The following is an 18418-nucleotide window of genomic DNA, read 5'->3' as shown; positions in this document are numbered from 1 at the left end:
ATTAAAAATAAACATTTTATCCATTATAAACAGCATGTTAAATACCAAGCAAAAGCCAATTCAAAAGATATATCATCACAGAGTGCTGCACATGATTATTTATACATTCATTTACAAGCTCATTTACAGGCACAATGGGTTACATCCGCGATATCCTCTTCGTCCTCCCCATACTCAAAAAGCTGTTGCGCTTGTCGGGTTGAAGATTTTGGTTGCGAAATAAATTTAGCCTATTGCCTTAAAAAAACGTCTAGTTTTGTATAAATAACGTATCTAGTATGACCACATACGTTTTTAATCAATATTCACATGGTAAAAATTATCCATTCGTTATCGATTCACAACCTATTGTTGCGGAGTCTATTGTTGCTGTATCTAATGCAGATACGTATTCTTTTTTACCATGTGAAAGAGGCATTATCATGAATCACAACCCTTCTCAGCCACTTCGCGTTACCTGGGCACTTAAAACAAGCTTTATTGCTGATGCTTTGGCCATGCCAGTGCATTGGTATTATCAACCGATGGAAATCGAGCGTGCCTTTACTGGTGGTATTCAGCGCTTTGAGGCCGCACCTGAGTTTCACCCTTCATCTATTATGTCCTTGCACTCCAAACATAAAGGGGGGCGACAGTCCAATGATCGGTCGTCTAAGGGGCATTCAGCTAACGATCAGTCGCCGCAAGTGGTAGGCGATATTATTTTAAAAGATAAGGCGCAGTTTTGGGACAAACCGAATGTACATTATCATCAAGGCATGCTGGCGGGTGAAAACACCCTCAACGCCCATTGCGCTCGAGTAGTGATGCGCACCCTGGCAAGTTCGCCACAACCCTATGACCGACAAGCATTTGTTAATGCCTACATTGACTTTATGACAATTACTCCCGCCGCTCATCCCGATACTTATGCAGAGTCCTACCATAGAGGATTTTTTGCTAACTTGGCGCAGGGACGCAAGCCTGAAAACTGTGGCATGATAACTCACGACACTGCATCTATTGGTGCATTGGTGACCATAGCACCTTTGGTTTTTTCAGAACGACTTAAGGGCATAAGCGAAGCCGAAATAAAGATTACCTGCCGAGCGCATCTGGCCTTAACCCATCCTGATGAATCTTTAATGCAGGTATGTGATAGCTACGTGCAACTGTTGTGCGCTCTGATGGATGGGCCGGATGAAGCAGGCGTTAAGGCTCTTTTACTTGAAGCAAGCATAGGCCTAACCAGTACTAATTTAGCCAGTCTGTTAAAACGTAACGTGCCCGACAATCAAGTCGTCGGCCAAATATTTTCAAGGGCATGTTATATTTCAGATTCTTGGCCTGTCGTCTTGTATCTGGCCTGTAAATACCAACATGATCCTTGGCAAGCACTGCGAGTGAATACTAACTTAGGCGGTGACAACGTACATCGAGGAATAGTGCTGGGAACCTTACTTGGATTGCAAAGCGATGCTGTGGCCACCAGCTGGTTTGAACAACTGGCAGACCACAAATTGATTGCTCAAGAAATTGAGGCACTTATCAGCGTGGCAAGCGCTCCCAAACCGTAAGTTCAGACAAAGTATGCTGAAACTTGTGCTGAGTTTCGCGGATCACAAACGGGACTTTGCGCGGCTCACCAACCAACTTAAAATGGCTTGATAGTTGATCTTTCAAGCCATCTAACGTGCTGTAGTTTTCACCATCTTTTTTGAAACCCCCTATCCACTCTTCCTTGGGTGTATGTTCTTCCAACCACGTGTAAGGCGATGCAATAATAAGCAAGCCGCCATCATTGATGCGCTGTGCCATATCCGCCAGAAAACGACTCGGCTGGTAGAGTCGGTCAATCAAATTAGCTGCTAAAACTAAATCATAAGCCGTGAATTGGGGTTTGAGGTTACAGGCGTCGCCTTGATGAAATGCGACACGGTTTGAATAAGCTTGCAACCCTAGTTCTTGCAGGGTACGAGTATGATAGCTCACTAATTCGCCTTCTTCGGCACGGGCGTAACGCACTGCGCCTTGCTGCGCCATTTTAGCTGCTAGGCGAGTAAAGTTTGCTGAAAAATCAATACCGTCTACTTCATCGAACTGGCGGGCCAACTCAAAACTTGCTCGGCCACAGGCACAACCTAAGTCAAGTGCTTTACCGGTGGGTTTACCCTTCATTGCCTCAAGTGCAATATCAGCTAAAGCTTTAGGAAAATTCTCTACGCCATACCAGGTGTCACCAAAGTGAAACTCTGCATATTCTGACAATAACTGGTCACTTTCGTAGTAAGCCTTAGGAGACGTTGCCTCAACTTCAGAGGCAATATAACGAAATCCGGCGTGCTGCGTAAAGTGACGCCTAAATGCATAACGTGCACTAAGACGCGCTTCGTTTCCACTTGAAATCCATGAACCACCTTTGATCAAGTTGTGTTTACCATCAAAAGTTGGCGTGGTGAAATCGTCATACAGTGGATGTACTTTAAAGTTATCGAAGGGGTAAATAGGCGTTTCGGTCCATTGCCACACGTTACCGACCACATCAAACCAATTGCCATGTTGATAGCGTGTTACCGGGCAGCATGATGCAAAATGGTCGAGATGCAAGTTTGCATTGGCCGCGCTGCTACCCAGCTCTTCTACGCCCGCTTGTGCACACAATCGATACCATTCGTCTTCAGTTGGCATGCGAATTTTCTGTCCAGTTTCTTCAGTCTTCCATTCACAAAACGCTTTCGCTTCATGATAGTTAACTTCGGCAGGCCAGTCCCAAGCCATATCAATTTCTTCCGTCATTAAGCGCAAGCGCCAGCCATTGTGCCAACGCCAAAATGCTGGGTGTTTTGCCTCAGTAAATTGCCGCCAAGCCAGACCTTCATCACTCCAAAAACGATTATGCTCATAACCACCGTCCTCAACAAACTCGAGGAACTCCTGATTGCTGACTAAATATTGGCTGGCTTTAAACTCAGCTACCTCAGCCTGATGTTGGCCATATTCATTGTCCCAGCCATAAAATGCACTATCAAATGATTGTCCAAGATTAACTGAGCCAGCGGCGACGCTTATTAGTTTATTTTTTGGCGCCTGGCCAGCATCTTTACAAGCTGGCCATTGAGGTAATGGCTGGACTTTAGCCAACTCATGTTGGCGAATGAGTACCGACGATGTCTCAAGGTGAATACGTTCGTGCTCAATACCCATGACGATGGGCCACCAGGTATTTTCCCAATCAATGGGTAGGGCAAGGTCCAAGGTATCAATTAATGTTAATACTGTGGCGCGCACTTTTGCACGGTAGTCTTTTACCGCAGCAACACTGGGCCAGTCATAACTGTCTTCAGACAAATCATCCCAGCTCATTTCATCAACGCCCACAGCAAAAATAGATTCCATATGAGGATTAATCCGATCGGATATCAGTTTTGCCAATAGTAGCTTGTTGATGAAAAAAGTGGCCGTATGCCCAAGATAAAAAATAAGCGGGTGGCGCAAAGGTATAGGTTTTTGATAGAAACCAGTATCGTCGCGCAAACAATCAAACAGTTGCGTATAGGTATCAAAGGTGTTGGTGAAGTAAAGCGCTATTTCTTGGCGCTTATCATCCACGGTGCCACTGTCCAGTGTAGGGGTTCGGCGCAATGATCCAGAGTCAACAAATGTTGCGGATCGTTTAGCCATTCCTTGAGCGTTTTGTATAGGTAATGTCATCGTGAAACACGTTCCTTTAATTCTTATTCTACATTCATACGATTAACTACTGGATAAAGGGTCAATTTTTTTACTTTATATTGATATTACCCGTAAAAAAAATTTTGCCGGTGGTTAAACGTCTCTGCCCTGCAGTTTTTTAATTGCTTCGACTAAGTAATCTCGTGAACAGCCGAAGTTCAAGCGAAAACAGTCTTTATCACCAAAGTCTCTGCCCGCTGATGGGCCGACACCTTTGGCTTCACACCAGGCTTGCGTATCGGGGACTTGTAAACCGCTGGCATCAACCCACAGTAAAAAAGTCGCCGCGGGTGAGATAGCTTTTAAACCGTCGATTTTGTTGATTTCAGTCACTAGATAATCACGATTTTCAGTTAAATACGCCACTTGTTGTTGATGCCACTCATCGCAATGCCTGAAGGCTGCATTAGTGGCGGTAAGACCTATGACTGTTACCGATGGTAACCTGCCGCGGGCTGCATGGTTGAATGCTACTCTTAATTTTTCGTTTGGAATAATAGCGAAAGACGTACCTAATCCCGCGATATTGAAGGTTTTACTGGCGGCCATTAATGTCACTGAATGCTCAGCCAATTCTGGGTGCGCACTGGCGGGTAAATGTGGCACGTCATCTAAAATTAAATCACAGTGTATTTCATCCGAGCACAGCATGACGCCATGTTTTCTGCATATTGCTGCAATTGTGTCGAGTTCTGCTTGGTTTAAGACGGTTCCAAGCGGATTCATTGGATTACACATAATAAATAAGCTGGCTTTAGGATCCGCAGCAGCCTCTTCCAAGGCATTAAAATCGAGTGTCCAGCGACCCTCCACTTCTATCGAGCCGATACAAGTTCGCTTGAGATTATTAATTGCCGGTGCAGCCAATATAGGAGGATAATTGGGTGTTTGTACGATAACCGTATCACCTGCTTGGCAATAAGCTTGAATAGCTACATTAAATGCAGGCACCACACCCGGAGTCCACACTAGCCAACTAGGATCAATCTTCCAGTTATATTGACGTTGACACCACGCCACAACGGCCTCACTGGCATCGATATCGTGAGCTGGTAAGGTATAACCGAACAGGCCATCGTCAATGCGCTGATGTAAGGCAGACAAAATAGGCTCAGCACAGCGAAACTCAGTATCAGCAATCCACATAGGCAATATATCTGTACCTTTGTATTTTTCCCATTTATGGGCTTTTGACGATGTGCGGTCAGGTTTATCACTGAAGTTCATTGCGGATCCTTTGATTATTCATTTGCTAGTCTACAGAAAACAGCCGACTTAGCCTGTTATAAAAAAACCTACCGATGTTATAGGTAGGTTTTAGGGTCTGTTTATGATTTTCGGGTCAACTTATAAACAGCTTCATTAAGCCAAGGCACGTGTTTATTCATAAACCTCGGATTGTCAGCCAGTACATCAACACACTCCAATAATTCAACATCAAAATATGGCGTTAAATAGCTTTTAACCCAATCTGGACTGACTGCAAATGGCGGCCCTTTTAGAGTATCTTGTAGGTAATCTAGGGTAATTAATAAGCCACTTACATTCGCCGGTATAAGCGCAGCGAGTGCTTTAACATACTGTTGGCGCATTTCTTCTGGCCACGCAATCAGGGCAGCACGATCGTAAAAACCACTAATCGACGCTGTTGCACTTTTGGGTAGAGTAAAAATATCCCCTTGATATAAGGTGACTTGAACGGCAGAAAAGACTACATGTTCGTCGGTAGGATTAACTTGATAAGTAAGATCATTGTCGGTAAAAAATTGTTCAACTGCGAGGGTATTGAGTTCACATCCCAGCACAGTATGGCGCTGCTCGGCCAAATAAAACATATCCAATGATTTACCACATAGAGGAACGAATACCTCAGTGTTTTCATTCAAACCAATATGCGACCAATATTTTACTAAAAAAGGGTTCACTTGGTTTTGGTGAAAACCAATTTGTTGTAACTGCCATTTTTCATGCCAAAAGCTGGGTTCCATGATGCTATTCTTCAGTCAAGTTGCTAATGAGATGCTGGCTACTTTAAAGACTAAAAAAAAAGGATGCAACCTCCCTTAATGATTTGGCATTCAACTGCCTAAGCTTTACCGTCTAGTGTCATTTGTACTTGCCTTAACCAACGACAGTTTTCACATTGGCACTTTCTGCGCGACATGTGGTGTGGGCTTAAATTTGAGTCAATGTAATCGACCGCAATTAATAATTGTTGCTTTAATTGGTCAACCGACTTCATCTCAAGCGCAACCATTTCATCGTTATGATTAATCCATAAACACTCCTCCCCCTGATGACAGGTTATGCATTGCTCATCACTTTGATTAAAAAACACTGCATGGGGACAATGGGTGACTTCCATTGATTGTAAAATTCGCTGCCGAGGAAAATTAAATAGCTGAATTAAATCAGCTTTATTTATATTATGCATATAACCTCTCACAAAAACGTTGATTAACTAGTACAGCCATAGTACCGAGTGTTGATTGATTTTGATTTGATATAGGTCAAGGTTTACTTATCATAATTTTTTAGATAGGAAGCGGCCTTTTACAATTAAAAATCCTTGCTCACAGAAAATACTGGGCGGTATTGAGTCAAAGAACCGCCATGTTTAAATAGACTGCGTGGATGTTTGGATACAATCTGTTGTTTTCAATAAGAAGCACTTGCCGCAGTAAGGTTAATCAAGGTTTAATGGACTTAAAAAGGAGGCTTACCTTTGCAAACACCGCAGCTGCAACACTTTTATATCAATGAAGAGCAGTCCATCTATCTGCTCAGCGCCAATGATGCACGCAAGCATAAGGCCTGGATCCGCTTGTGTAAGCAACAGCTGAGTAAATTGGGATATCAGCAAATTGAATTTATTGGTAAGGGGGCCTATGGCTTTGTATTTGCGGGTATCAATGAGTTTAGCCAATCACATGTGTTTAAATTCTCAAGGGTAAATTTACCCCAAAGCGTCCAAGATAGGCTTGAAGAAGAAGCCTATATGCTTAGCCAAGTAAAACACCCAAATATACCTGGGGCGATAAAATTCGAACGGGTCGGTAAGCAAGGCATTTTAGTAATGGAACGGGCTCAAGGAGAAGATCTCGACAAAATTTGCCAGCGATTAGGGGCTTTACCGCCGGTAATTATCGTCAGTATTGCGAGACAATTAGCCAATATTTTATATTATCTGCGTAAGGGTAAGCCTTTAGTGCATGGCGATATTAAGCCATCTAACTTGGTTTATGATATTGAAACCGACAAATTGTCGTTAATCGATTGGGGATCTGCGGTATTTGCTCAGCGAGATGAACATGGCCGCGCGGTTGATGACAATGTCATGTCCTTACTATCAAGCGACCAACAGCACACTAACGCGCGCATGGGCGATGTGTATTTTATTGGTGACGAACAACTGAGCGGTGCGTTATCTACGCCTCGATTCGACGAGCAAGGCGCTGCTGCAACCTTATATGCGCTCGCATCAGGACAAATTAGCCGTTTCGGCACAAAAATCATTCCAGCCACCAGCATAGGATTACCTATCGAACTGGCAAAAACACTCGATGCAATGCTCAGTGATGATGTTGAACGGCGCAATCTTGCGGGTGACTACTTTCTCAAAAGCCTGCGCCACAGCCATCGAATGCATTTGCCGATATTATCGACACCTCCGCTAGCACCCGACATTCCGGTGTGGGCTCAACCGCGATCTAAAGCCGTCGAAACCGTAAGTTACAGCTCGCGTAAATCGTTTTTGAAAGAGCACAATACTCTGGATCCCATTGCCAAAATGGATGATGTGCAATTAGAAAAATACTATCGCAATTTTATGGTGGGTATGGCCGATACCGAAAAAGGCTTTATTGCCGCAGTAGGCCGTTTAGCACAGTATCCAATCGTCGGCGGTTTGGTGATCCATTGGCAAGAGTCTGGGGTGTTTATCGACTCCAATTTAGCTATTTACGATCCCGACAGTAAAGCGCCGTTAGTGTTAGCAGTAAATAATATGGTCACCATGGCGCGAGGAATTAAGCGGATTGGGGTGTTCAAGGCTTGCTTCTTTAATGCCAAAGACACCTTACACCTTGAGCGAAAAAGTACCGAGCACCAATATAAAATAACCGGTGAACTGCAAATGCCTTTTGAGGTCGGTGATGTGCCCACCTTAGAAGATAAATCTCGGCTGCACTCATACTTTGAAGACGGTAAAGATCCGGAAGAAAACTTGGAACTGCCAGCAGAAATCATGACCGAACTGGGGTGGTTAAATCAAATCCATCATACTGGCTGTATTATTTTTGAAGCGTTACCAAACCATTTAAAAATCCACAGTTATTTACGTTTATTAAATCCACGAAAACAGGCGGCATTTCGAGCCTGTTTGGATCGAATTATTACTCACGCAAATAAAATTCAAGGTCATGGCATTTCAGGTTTTATGAAACTGCCCTATAAAAACACTCGCCAATTTAGCCATATCGATCGTAAAGCAGATGATTTCTACCCTAGAAACCCTAAAGTCATCGTTGCAGAAGCCACTTTACCGCAAACAAAATAGCCATACTCCAAACACTATCATCATGCTGTTGCGGTGATACAAAGCAATACGCGACCCCAATAGAGGTCGCGTATTATCCGCTATACATCACTCAACACTATCACTCAACACTCTCACCCAACACTATCAGCCAACACTTAAATTGGCGAGCCAGGAGGCAAGTCCACCGGCTTGGTGATTAATCGATAAGTAGGATCGGTCATGCCTTTAGTGATACCTTGAAACAGCCAGTCGTAATGCGCCGATTGATAATCGCTGCCACGGTTACTGCGGCGTTTAAGTTGCTTAATAATATAGTCAACTCTTGCGGCTAACTGTGCTTTGACTTCGGGCGCTGTTTTAGGGCTATGGTACGTTGCTAACAAACTATCAATCACCACTGTATTGACGCGCATTTGCATCGCTAGGCCCTGTCCACTCGGTAAGTCTTGATACAAACTGGCACCCGCAAGCTTATCGATTAATTGAACCACCGACAGTTGCTGACTGTCTTCCATATAGGCCTGACTGACACGGTTTAAACGTTCAGGGGTTAATAATTGCGCCACAATGTGACGGCTCAACACTTCTGCCATCGCCACAGGATCAGTTATCACGCCTAAGTTTGATCCAAAGCTTTCACGAGTTTTTCGATAATTACCGGCTTTTGGCACTAACGCTTGCAAAACATTACTTGGTACTAACAAGCTCTCTGTTTGCAAACTCGCCAATAATGCATCGAGCGCAGCAAGTTGCATTTTAGGCCGAATATAATTCCAACGTACGCCAGAACCTACTTGCTGATAACTGTAATCCGTCCCGCCAATCCACTTTGCTGCGGCTTCTATTTGATAACGCGTGAGCAAATATATGGGCACAAATACATCGGCTAATTCGCCATGAGGTTCACCGGCTAATAAAGCATCTGAGTTAAAGTCATCCATCGCTTTACGACGCACTGTTTCTAAACGTACTAACTCTGCTACCGCATCGTTACCACTATCCCATAAACTGGCGTATGCATTACTGGCGCTGGCACTACGAGAGTCTGCTTCCCCAATATATCGAAAGCCTTTAGTTAGGGTCGACGTTAACAAAGACTCGGTCTGCGTAAGGCCTCCATAACCATAAGCTATGGTGTATTTGTCCCACTCACCAATTCCTTCGGTGTAAGGCGTGGCAATATTAATTTTATCGCCTTGAATACTCACGTACGGATGCGGATAATCCATTACTGAAGCATTATCGTTTGTTGATGCGGCAAAGTTATGGTCAAGCCCTAGGGTATGGCCCACTTCATGCGCTGCTAACTGGCGAATACGGGCAAGCGACAATGCCATGGCGGCATCAGCAGCGGCTTTACGATCAGGCCAACCAGCCGTTAGCCCTCGAGCAATAAGATGATCTTGGCGTACTCTTAAGCTGCCAAGCGTGACATTACCTTTAATGATTTCACCGGTACGAGGGTCGGTTACTGCTGCGCCATATGACCAACCTCTTGTGGCGCGATGCACCCATTGAATCATGTTATAGCGTACGTCTTGAGGGTCTGCACCTTCTGGCAACAATTCAACTTTAAAGCCGTCAATGAAACCGGCATCAGTAAATGCACTTTCCCACCAACGTGCACCTTCCAATAACGCACTGCGAATAGGCTCAGGTACACCTGGGTCGAGGTAATAAATAATAGGTTTAACCACTTTACTGGGAGCATCACCCGGAGTAACTTTTTCTAATCTGTGGCGCAGTAAATGGCGTTGAGTCAGTGGTTGATCAACTGCGGTAGAATAATCGGCATATTCATCAGATAAATAACCGCTCATGGGATGATAACGACGAGGTTGATAACCCACATCAGGGAGTTGCACAAAGGAATAGCGCACTTGAACAGACAACAATTTACCGTCTGGAGTAACTTGCTCAACTTGCTTGCCTGCTTTGCTGGCTTTAAAGGTTAAATTAACATCAATATCAGCATTACGTTCAAACGATTTAATCTTTTGCGGCAATATCACTGAGCGGCTGCTGTCTAAGCTGTACAAACCTTGCTTAGTTGCCGTTAATACATCCGACACCCCATGCAAATCATTAATCACTAGGTCATTAATCGCGACTAATGCCGTTTTACCTTCTACTAATTTACCGCGCCATAAAATCGATTCAGCAAAAGCTTGTGTGACCGCTTGACGCTCAGCAACGTTATCACTGGAGGCGCGAAAATAGGTATTAAGCTGCTTGAGCACAACATAAGGACCATGCTGTTCAAATTGTACCATTCGGGTTTGGCCTAGCTGGCCACGGTCTAAACCGATATCATTTGAACCAACACCATGAGGTAAACTGGTCAGCAATAGAAAGGGTTGATTGAGCTTATTCGCTTGTAAATAAAGCTGTGCGGATTTGGCATCATAAAATAGATTGATAAAGCCTTTTGCCACTTCAGCATTATTAATTATTTTTTGGGCTGAGTCGCTGGCAGCCATTGCTGCGTTAGAAAGTAATGTTGCTGGTGTGATTGCCAGCAACAGCGCCAATGAAATACTTCGGCGGACCATAATTAATCTCCCTGTCGTTTATATCCTATCTTCAAAAATACTAATCGTCTTTATGATTATGTTTATATGTAATCCAATGAGATAAGGTTTCAAATAATTCAGTAAGCACAATCGGCTTAGTGATATGCGCATTCATGCCTGCTGCTAAACTTTTTTCTTTATCACCCGACATTGCATGCGCAGTCATGGCAATAATGGGCATTTGTTGTTTGCTATAACGTTTGCGTAATTCGGCGGTGGCAGTTAATCCATCCATTACCGGCATTTGAATATCCATTAACACTGCATCAAATGGTTTAGAATCAATCACATCTAATGCCACTTGGCCATTGTCGGCTATCACAACTTCATAACCAGCACTTTTGAGTAATTCTGATGCCACTTGTTGGTTAATAAAGTTATCCTCAACCAACAATACTAAGCCAGATGCTTTAGCGGGTTCTGCTTCAATAATAACCGGCATTGCATTTAGCTTGGGTTCTTTGGCAAAAGCATTAATAATTTCATCAAATAACGCCGAGGCCTTAAACGGTTTTTGTAACACTGCATAAACAGAATTTTTTTGCAGCTCATGGTCTAACGGTTCAGCAGCATAAGCGGTCATTAAGATAATAATAGGACGCTTTGCTAAGCTACTATCTGCGACCATTTCATCTATCGCCTTAATAACATCACAGCCGTTCATTTCAGGCATCATCCAATCCAACAACAATAAATCGACTGGTTTTTTACGCAATATATCCAGTGCTTTTTGACCACTGTCAGCCGTGTTTACACCAAAGCTAAAGTCGGTCATCAATGTCGAATAAATTTGTAATGCACTCGGGTTGTCGTCAACCACCAGCGTTGTCAGGTTATTTAATTGTTCTGGCACCACCAGCGGCTCGATCACTTGTTCTTCGGCAATTTCAAAGCTAATGGTAAAACTAAAAGTACTGCCTGCGCCCAGCTCGGACTCAACTTGCATGGTACCACCCATCATCGACACTAAATGTTTACTGATAGATAACCCTAAGCCTGTGCCACCATATTTACGTGTGGTTGAACCATCGGCTTGTGAGAATGCATCAAACAGCATTGCTTGTTGATCTTTACTGATCCCAATACCGCTATCGCGTACCCAGAACTTCATGGTAATACGGTCGTCACGCTCCCCCACATCTTCACAACCCAGCTCAACTTCACCGGTTTGGGTAAATTTGACCGCATTAGACAATAAATTAACGATGACCTGGCCTAAACGCAGTGGATCGCCATACAAAATAAGCCCTGCGGTAACAGGCGCATATAGCAGTAATTCAACGCCTTTTTCTTGCGCTTTAAGCGCATTAATATCAATAACATGATCAAGCACTTTATCCAGCGGAAACGCGACTCTTTCTAATTCTAATTTGCCTGCTTCAATTTTAGAAAAATCTAAAATGTCATTAATAATTCGCAGTAACGATTGGGCAGAAAAACCGGCTTTATTAAGATAATCTTGTTGCTGCACGGTCAAGCTAGTGCGTTGTGCTAACTGCAACATCCCAATAATCGCGTTCATAGGTGTCCGAATTTCGTGACTCATGTTGGCCAAAAATTCGCTCTTGTACATGTTGGCTAACTCGGCGTCTTGTTTTGCTTCAAGCAAGGCGACTTCGTTACTCTTCTGGCGGGTAATGTCTTTATGAGTACCTAGCATCCGCTTACTACAACCATCCTCGGAAAACTCAACCGCTCGACCACGGGATAACACCCAGTAGTACTGGTCATTTTTACCGCGCATTCTAAATTCGATTTCATAAGTGCCAACCGGATCGCGCACATATTGAGAGCGGTACTCTTGGACCCGTTCACGATCGTCAGGATGATACAACTCATCGATTGATTCGAGTAACGGTGGAAACTCATTAGCTTGATAACCCAACATAGAATAAAAAGCCGGATTACAAATAATCTGTTCAGAATCAATGTACCAATCCCACAGGCCATCTTCTACCGCATCCATAGCAAGATGATAACGTTGCTCAGACATACGTAACTGTTCAGCAGCTTCATATTCACGGGTAATATCGCGCCAAACAGAAATCAAACCTAATAGATCGCCACGGCGATTGTAAAACGGTAATTTAAAGGTATCGAGTAATACCGGTTTACCTTCAATATTCACTCGTTCTTGGTAACGCAAGGAATGTTGCTGGGTCAGTACTTTGTTGTCTTCTTCACCAATGCGCAAGCCTTGCTCTGGGCTCACCACTTCTGACGACGTTAAGCCTATAATCTCATTTTCGGTATAACCCAGCATTCTTTCAGCTGACTTATTACAGCCTAAGTATTTGCCTTCTTTGTCTTTAAACACGATCGCTTCAGGGATCGAATCGATCAATGATCGTAACAGTGCAAACTCGCGCTCACGGCGCTCTGTTGTTTCACGTAAACGCTGAGTGCGCCTAGCAACTAAGTTATCAAGACGTTTGTTTTGTTCGGCAAGATGATGAGTATACTGACGGTTTTCTTCAAAAATACGACTCACTAGCGCAAACCATGGCTCCCAACCACGGGTAATTTTCTCTGGCGGACGGATAGGCGTTTGTGAACATGCTTCTAAATGGGTTAACAAACGTGAAGCAGGGCTAACGAATGCTCGGCGAGTTTGCCAATGCACTATGGTAACCAGCAGCGACAAAGCCAATACCACTAACAGAAAACTCAGTTGCAGCTTGTCCCAAGAATCTTTAAATAAATCATCTTCATCTTGCAAATACAGTAATCGCCATGGCGCGTTATGCAGTGCCACACTATGAATATAATAACCGTTTCGCAATATGCCTTCGTGGGCATCAAATAGCTCAGATTCCGATAATGAATGTAACTCTGCCGGAATTCGCTGGCTTATGTGATAAACCTTATTCATTTCACTGGAGTCAAAATCACTGTGAGATAAAATATTATTTTGCTGGTCAAGCAGAATCACCGTGCCTGGCATTTTAAAATAGGTGCGAATTTGTTTATCTAACGATGATAACGTCATGTCGAGGTTAATCGAACCAATAAACTCATCTTCAAGGTACACGGGTAACCCAAGCGTAGTAATTAAGCCCTGATTCGTCGAGTCGATGTATGCCTCACTCCAAAACACACTCCGTTGTGGGTTCATTGAAGGTGTCGCTAATTGAAATTGTTTCTTATTGAGCAGCTCATCCCTAAAGCGTAAGTCATTATTTTCCCATGGATAAAATGACATCATCCGACGCTTAGAAATATAATAAATCGACGAAGCTTTAGGCGCTGCTTCTTTCGCGACGGGGAAGGATAATGACAGTTCAAACAGCATTTCAAGCTCTTGATAAAAGCTCTCGCTACGATCATCTAATGAACCAGCACCCGTAATGCGTCCCATATTGGTAAACGGCACGCCGCTGTTGGCATAATTAGGTTCTAAGGTGAAATACTGGCCATCTTCGTTAAATTTTTCATACTCTGGTAAGCGCTCTTTACGAACAAACTCCCCCAAACGTAAATGGTCCACCGCCACATCACGCAAACTTTTCACCGCACGAATGCTCGACTCAAGCAATAAGTCGATTTGCATAACATGACGGGCAACTTGTTCTTCTCGCTGTTGAATTTGCTGCTCTTTTTGACGCTCAAACATAATGCCAGCGGTCAGCAAAGCCATCACAATCACCCCGATATAGGTGTAGAACACCGCTCGGTTATAATTACGTTGAATAGGAGATTTTAGTTGTAAATCTGGCTCAGTCGGTTTCATTAACCACCCTTGATACAGCGTAAAAAAAAGACCCGCTGTCGAACGAATAACACCAAAAAACGGCAGTTATAACAGTAATGATTATGATATCAGGAAGATATCGTTAATCACATGAATAAATACCTTATATGGTCTGATCTGTTTAACCTAGTAAGCTTAGGCATACCAGCAAAATAGCATCGAAAACGTGATAAAAACAAAGACAAAAAAGCCAGTAGTTTGCACTACTGGCTGTTAATATATTAAGAGAGTTTTAGGGGATTAAAACTGGTAACTTACATTAAAATCAATGGTTCTTGGAAGGATATAGCGTCCATTTGAAGAAAGTGAATCTCGAGGGTCACCTTCTGTTAGTGCATTCTCATCTGTTAAATTACTCACAGCAAGCTGCATTTGAACTTCTTCGGTTAAGTTAACAATAACGCCTAAATCGACTTTGGTGTATCCAGCTAACGTTACCGTGTTTTCATTATTAGCAAAACGGTCGCCAACTGCCGATACCGTTCCGTAAAGCGTCGCGTACATCCCATTTGAAAAATCAATATCGTAACTAGGTGTCATACGCACTTGCCAGCCAGGCTGCCTTTGCGCTTCATTACCTTTATTGGTAGGGCTTTCGGTAATTTCAGTTTGTTGTATGGTTGAATTAAGATTTAACGTAAAGCCACTATCCGTGAAGTAATTAAAATCAACTTCAAGACCATACGCTTGGTTTGTTAATACCTCAGCTGGGGCACCTGGAACTGCAACAAAAGTATCGCCTTTTACTTCATTGAAAAATGTTGTGGCATAAAGTTCGTAATCATCAGCAACTAACTTGTAACCCAATTCATATTGAGTAACATCTTTAATCAAATCTTCACCCGACTGATATGCGTCAAAGTTATCGCGAAAATCATCAAAGAATGGCATTTTAGAACCATCACTTATCCGTGCAAATATGCCTTGGGAATCAGCAAACATCCAATTTGCTCCTAAAGTCCATGCTATGGCAGACTCATCATAGGAAACCGCTTTGCTGATCACACCGTCTAACCCTTCATCAACCGTATACTCAATTTGATGATTTTCGTTGCGAATACCAGCATCCATCGAGAGTGAATCGGTTATTTCATGGGATGCTGCAACATAAAAAGCTTGAGTAGACCCATCGCCAACACTGTTTATATCGTAATTCCAACCACAGCTATCTTGGTTATCGTTACAATCGATTCCCGTTAGCATTTCGCCACCAGACTCAACCACATGATAAGCTTGGTTACCTATTGACCACCAGTCATTCGCGCTAAAGGTAGAGTGGTAATAACCCGCAGTAATTGTACTGTTATCAAATGTTTTAGTAATAGCGAGATCATTGGTAAAGGCTTCAATTTGTTTCTTAACAACCCAACGACCAATTTGCTGTACCACAGTTGACCCCGCATATTCTGTTCCTGTTACCGCGCCAGAAGCAGTGCTTCCACTGTCTGCAACCGTCGATAACATGACTGGATCACCATCAGGGACTAGTCCATATGTATCAGCATCGCCTTTGGTATAAATAAAACGGTCAACAATGCCCCAACCATTGTCTAAGGTTAAATCTAAACTGCCGCCTGATACAGAACCATTCCAGCCTCGACCTTGGCCAAAATCAACGTTGATAGCTTCACCATTGGATCCAAATTTAACTGTTGCTTGACGGTTATTGGTTCCAATTTGGTTATATTGATTATCGACAGTAGAAACATTTATCGGTGCAGGCAAATACCACACGCCGTGGTCATCAGTTTGACGAGTAAAAACATTGAACTTACCGTTATCAAATTTTTTGGTGATATTAACCGTAAACTGTTTGCCTTCTTCTGCATTGAATCCGGCATCACGAACGCCTGGTGAGCTCTTAATATAGCCACCAGCCATAAAATATAAATCTTCTGCTAATTGGCCACTAACAACGCCGTCAACACGTTGTAAGTTGTAATCTGAAGTTGAATATTTCACTAAACCTTCAGTTTCTTCGGAGCCTTCTTTTAATAAAAAGTTTGTGGTTAAACCTGGTTGGCCATTTGATACCACAGGATTAGGACCACCACGAAGCGCTTCCATGAATGACACTGTTTCGTCTAGTCTAAATAAGGTCGAGTTTTCTAAAAATGACAGCGTTGGCGGTGGAAAAATAGGCGCGCCTTGCAGTTGAACAGTTAAGAAAGGAGCATCTCCGCCCCCAGGAAAACCACGAACAAACACGTTAGCACCTGATACACCACCTGAACTTTCAGCCCAAATCCCCGGTACAGCCTGAAAAAGTTCTGCAGTGCTTTTTGGAGCCAATTTTTTAATATCGTCTTCAGAAAACGAGCTAATGGCATAACTAGCATCTTCTTTGGCAACACTTTTCCCACTAAATGTGCCGGTTACTACAATTTTTTCGACTCTATCTTTGCTGACTTCTTGTTGTATTTTATCTGCGGCAAAACTGCTATTAGCTTGGCAAATTAAAGCTATTGCTACAGTTAATGAAGATAGCTTGAAATTTTTCATCATGTTTTTCCCTTTAGTTGACAAGCGCATTTAGCGATGATCAACGATTTATTATATTGATTACTTTTTCTTCCCCACACCCAATATAGGTTCCAATGCAAACGTTTGCAATAATTTTATGCAAACGTTTGCATTTTGATTTCGCTTTCCGTTGCATTACTGGCTGTATATGTAATAATTCTTTGACAGGTTTTAAGGATATACTGGGATGTTTCACCTTTGAATAACGACAATAAAATCACCCTAGCGGGTTTAGCCAAGCTTGCTGGTGTGTCTACTTCTACCGTATCAAGAGCACTCAACAATAATCCGCTGATCAAACAAGAAACTCGCGATAGCCTCCAAGCGCTTGCAAAACAGCATAACTTTAGTTTAAACCGCGCCGCGAGTCGGTTACGTACACAAAAAACCAATGTGATTGCTGTCATTTTGAATCTAAGCGACAGTACCGATCAAAGTATTAGCGATCCATTCTTACTTAAGGTTGTAGGTGACTTGAACCAAGCACTCAACCAACACGGTTATGAAATGTTGTTATCGAATTCATTAATGGCTCATGAAGATTGGACAAGTTACTTTATCAACAGTAGCCGTGCCGATGGCATCATTGTTGTAGGCCAAGGAAAAAGCACCCAAAAAATAGAAGATGTCGCCCTCTCAGGAGCACCACTGGTGGTGTGGGGAGATCCTAAAGTGAATGCTACCTATCCTGTTATTGGTAGCGATAACTGCCTTGGGAGTTACTTAGCTACGCGTCATCTTATTGAAGGGGGCTGCAAACGGATTGTATTTCTTGGCGACCCAGAACATGCCGAAATGAGTGAGCGTTACAAAGGCTACGAAAAAGCCCTCGCTGAATTCAATCTTGATATTAGTATCGATCTTACAGTATCTTGCGACATTACCAGTAAAGCTGCATACGAAAAAATGGACCAAGTTATCCTTGATCACGGGCTTTTTTTCGACGGTATTGTAGCAGCCAGTGACATGGTTGCTCTTGGCGCATTAAAAGCGCTAAAAGAACGTTACATCAATATTCCAAATGACGTCGGCATCGTAGGGTTTGATGATATTGTCATGGCTGAATTATTTCACCCTTCACTCACAACCATCCAACAAGACACTAAAACGGCCGCGAATATCATGGTAGAACAACTCATCAACCAATTGAATGGCCAACCAGCAAAATCAGTTGTTATGGACATCAAACTGATCACTCGAAAATCGACTAAATCGGTGTAAGTTATTTCGATAATAGAAAAAACTAATACTCACAAGACAAAATGCAAACGATTGCATTGATGAGATTTCAAAGATACACTGAAATGACTTACCTTTATT

The 18418-nt window shown here is 43.0% G+C and carries 10 protein-coding genes; 3 read left to right on the top strand and 7 right to left on the bottom strand.

What is annotated here, in order from left to right; translation table 11 throughout:
- The first annotated feature begins 422 nt into the window (after positions 1–422).
- Positions 423–1556, top strand: a complete 1134-nt coding sequence (locus tag CXF88_RS02305) for an ADP-ribosylglycohydrolase family protein (RefSeq protein WP_101085364.1) — start codon at positions 423–425, stop codon at positions 1554–1556.
- Here CXF88_RS02305 and ovoA read toward each other — a convergent pair.
- From ovoA to CXF88_RS02285, 4 genes are all read right to left on the bottom strand, one after another.
- A complete protein-coding gene (ovoA, locus tag CXF88_RS02300) occupies positions 1528–3690 on the bottom strand; it encodes a 5-histidylcysteine sulfoxide synthase (RefSeq protein ID WP_101085157.1) in 2163 nt (720 codons plus the stop codon). The two genes, CXF88_RS02305 and ovoA, sit on opposite strands and share 29 nt — an antisense overlap.
- Positions 3691–3804: 114 nt before the next feature.
- On the bottom strand, positions 3805–4938 hold the full coding sequence (locus CXF88_RS02295; RefSeq protein ID WP_101085156.1) for a PatB family C-S lyase: 1134 nt from the start codon (positions 4936–4938) through the stop codon (positions 3805–3807).
- 101 nt (positions 4939–5039) lie between these two features.
- Positions 5040–5699 carry a thiopurine S-methyltransferase gene (locus CXF88_RS02290; protein ID WP_101085155.1) on the bottom strand — a complete coding sequence of 220 codons (660 nt, stop codon included), beginning with the start codon at positions 5697–5699 and terminating at the stop codon, positions 5040–5042.
- A gap of 98 nt (positions 5700–5797) precedes the next feature.
- Complete coding sequence (locus tag CXF88_RS02285; protein ID WP_101085154.1) at positions 5798–6145, bottom strand: hypothetical protein; 348 nt, start codon at positions 6143–6145, stop codon at positions 5798–5800.
- A gap of 291 nt (positions 6146–6436) precedes the next feature.
- Here CXF88_RS02285 and CXF88_RS02280 point away from each other — a divergent pair, with 291 nt between their 5' ends.
- Complete coding sequence (locus CXF88_RS02280) at positions 6437–8269, top strand: protein kinase (protein ID WP_101085153.1); 1833 nt, start codon at positions 6437–6439, stop codon at positions 8267–8269.
- 137 nt (positions 8270–8406) lie between these two features.
- Here CXF88_RS02280 and CXF88_RS02275 read toward each other — a convergent pair whose 3' ends face one another.
- The 3 genes from CXF88_RS02275 to CXF88_RS02265 form a co-directional block, all read right to left on the bottom strand.
- Complete coding sequence (locus CXF88_RS02275; RefSeq protein WP_101085152.1) at positions 8407–10803, bottom strand: zinc-dependent metalloprotease; 2397 nt, start codon at positions 10801–10803, stop codon at positions 8407–8409.
- Positions 10804–10843: 40 nt separating this feature from the next.
- Positions 10844–14554 carry a response regulator gene (locus CXF88_RS02270; protein ID WP_101085151.1) on the bottom strand — a complete coding sequence of 1237 codons (3711 nt, stop codon included), beginning with the start codon at positions 14552–14554 and terminating at the stop codon, positions 10844–10846.
- A 261-nt stretch (positions 14555–14815) separates the two neighbouring features.
- Entirely contained in the window at positions 14816–17080 is a 2265-nt protein-coding gene (locus tag CXF88_RS02265; RefSeq protein ID WP_101085150.1) for a TonB-dependent receptor, read from the bottom strand.
- Between the two features lie 216 nt (positions 17081–17296).
- Here CXF88_RS02265 and CXF88_RS02260 point away from each other — a divergent pair, with 216 nt between their 5' ends.
- A complete protein-coding gene (locus CXF88_RS02260) occupies positions 17297–18319 on the top strand; it encodes a LacI family DNA-binding transcriptional regulator (protein WP_011638923.1) in 1023 nt (340 codons plus the stop codon).
- Positions 18320–18418: the final 99 nt, after the last annotated feature.

Origin of the sequence: Shewanella sp. ALD9 (assembly GCF_002836315.1) — a bacterium.
GTDB lineage: Bacteria > Pseudomonadota > Gammaproteobacteria > Enterobacterales > Shewanellaceae > Shewanella.
Note: the sequence above shows the minus strand (reverse complement) of the source record. Positions and strands in the feature narration are given on the sequence as shown.

What these genes read in the sequence shown, in the direction of transcription:
- CXF88_RS02305 (WP_101085364.1), top strand. Translation starts at nt 423, where the DNA reads ATGAATCACAACCCTTCTCAGCCACTTCGCGTTACCTGGGCACTTAAA.
- ovoA (WP_101085157.1), bottom strand. Translation starts at nt 3,690, where the DNA reads ATGACATTACCTATACAAAACGCTCAAGGAATGGCTAAACGATCCGCA.
- CXF88_RS02295 (WP_101085156.1), bottom strand. Translation starts at nt 4,938, where the DNA reads ATGAACTTCAGTGATAAACCTGACCGCACATCGTCAAAAGCCCATAAA.
- CXF88_RS02290 (WP_101085155.1), bottom strand. Translation starts at nt 5,699, where the DNA reads ATGGAACCCAGCTTTTGGCATGAAAAATGGCAGTTACAACAAATTGGT.
- CXF88_RS02285 (WP_101085154.1), bottom strand. Translation starts at nt 6,145, where the DNA reads ATGCATAATATAAATAAAGCTGATTTAATTCAGCTATTTAATTTTCCT.
- CXF88_RS02275 (WP_101085152.1), bottom strand. Translation starts at nt 10,803, where the DNA reads ATGGTCCGCCGAAGTATTTCATTGGCGCTGTTGCTGGCAATCACACCA.
- CXF88_RS02270 (WP_101085151.1), bottom strand. Translation starts at nt 14,554, where the DNA reads ATGAAACCGACTGAGCCAGATTTACAACTAAAATCTCCTATTCAACGT.
- CXF88_RS02265 (WP_101085150.1), bottom strand. Translation starts at nt 17,080, where the DNA reads ATGATGAAAAATTTCAAGCTATCTTCATTAACTGTAGCAATAGCTTTA.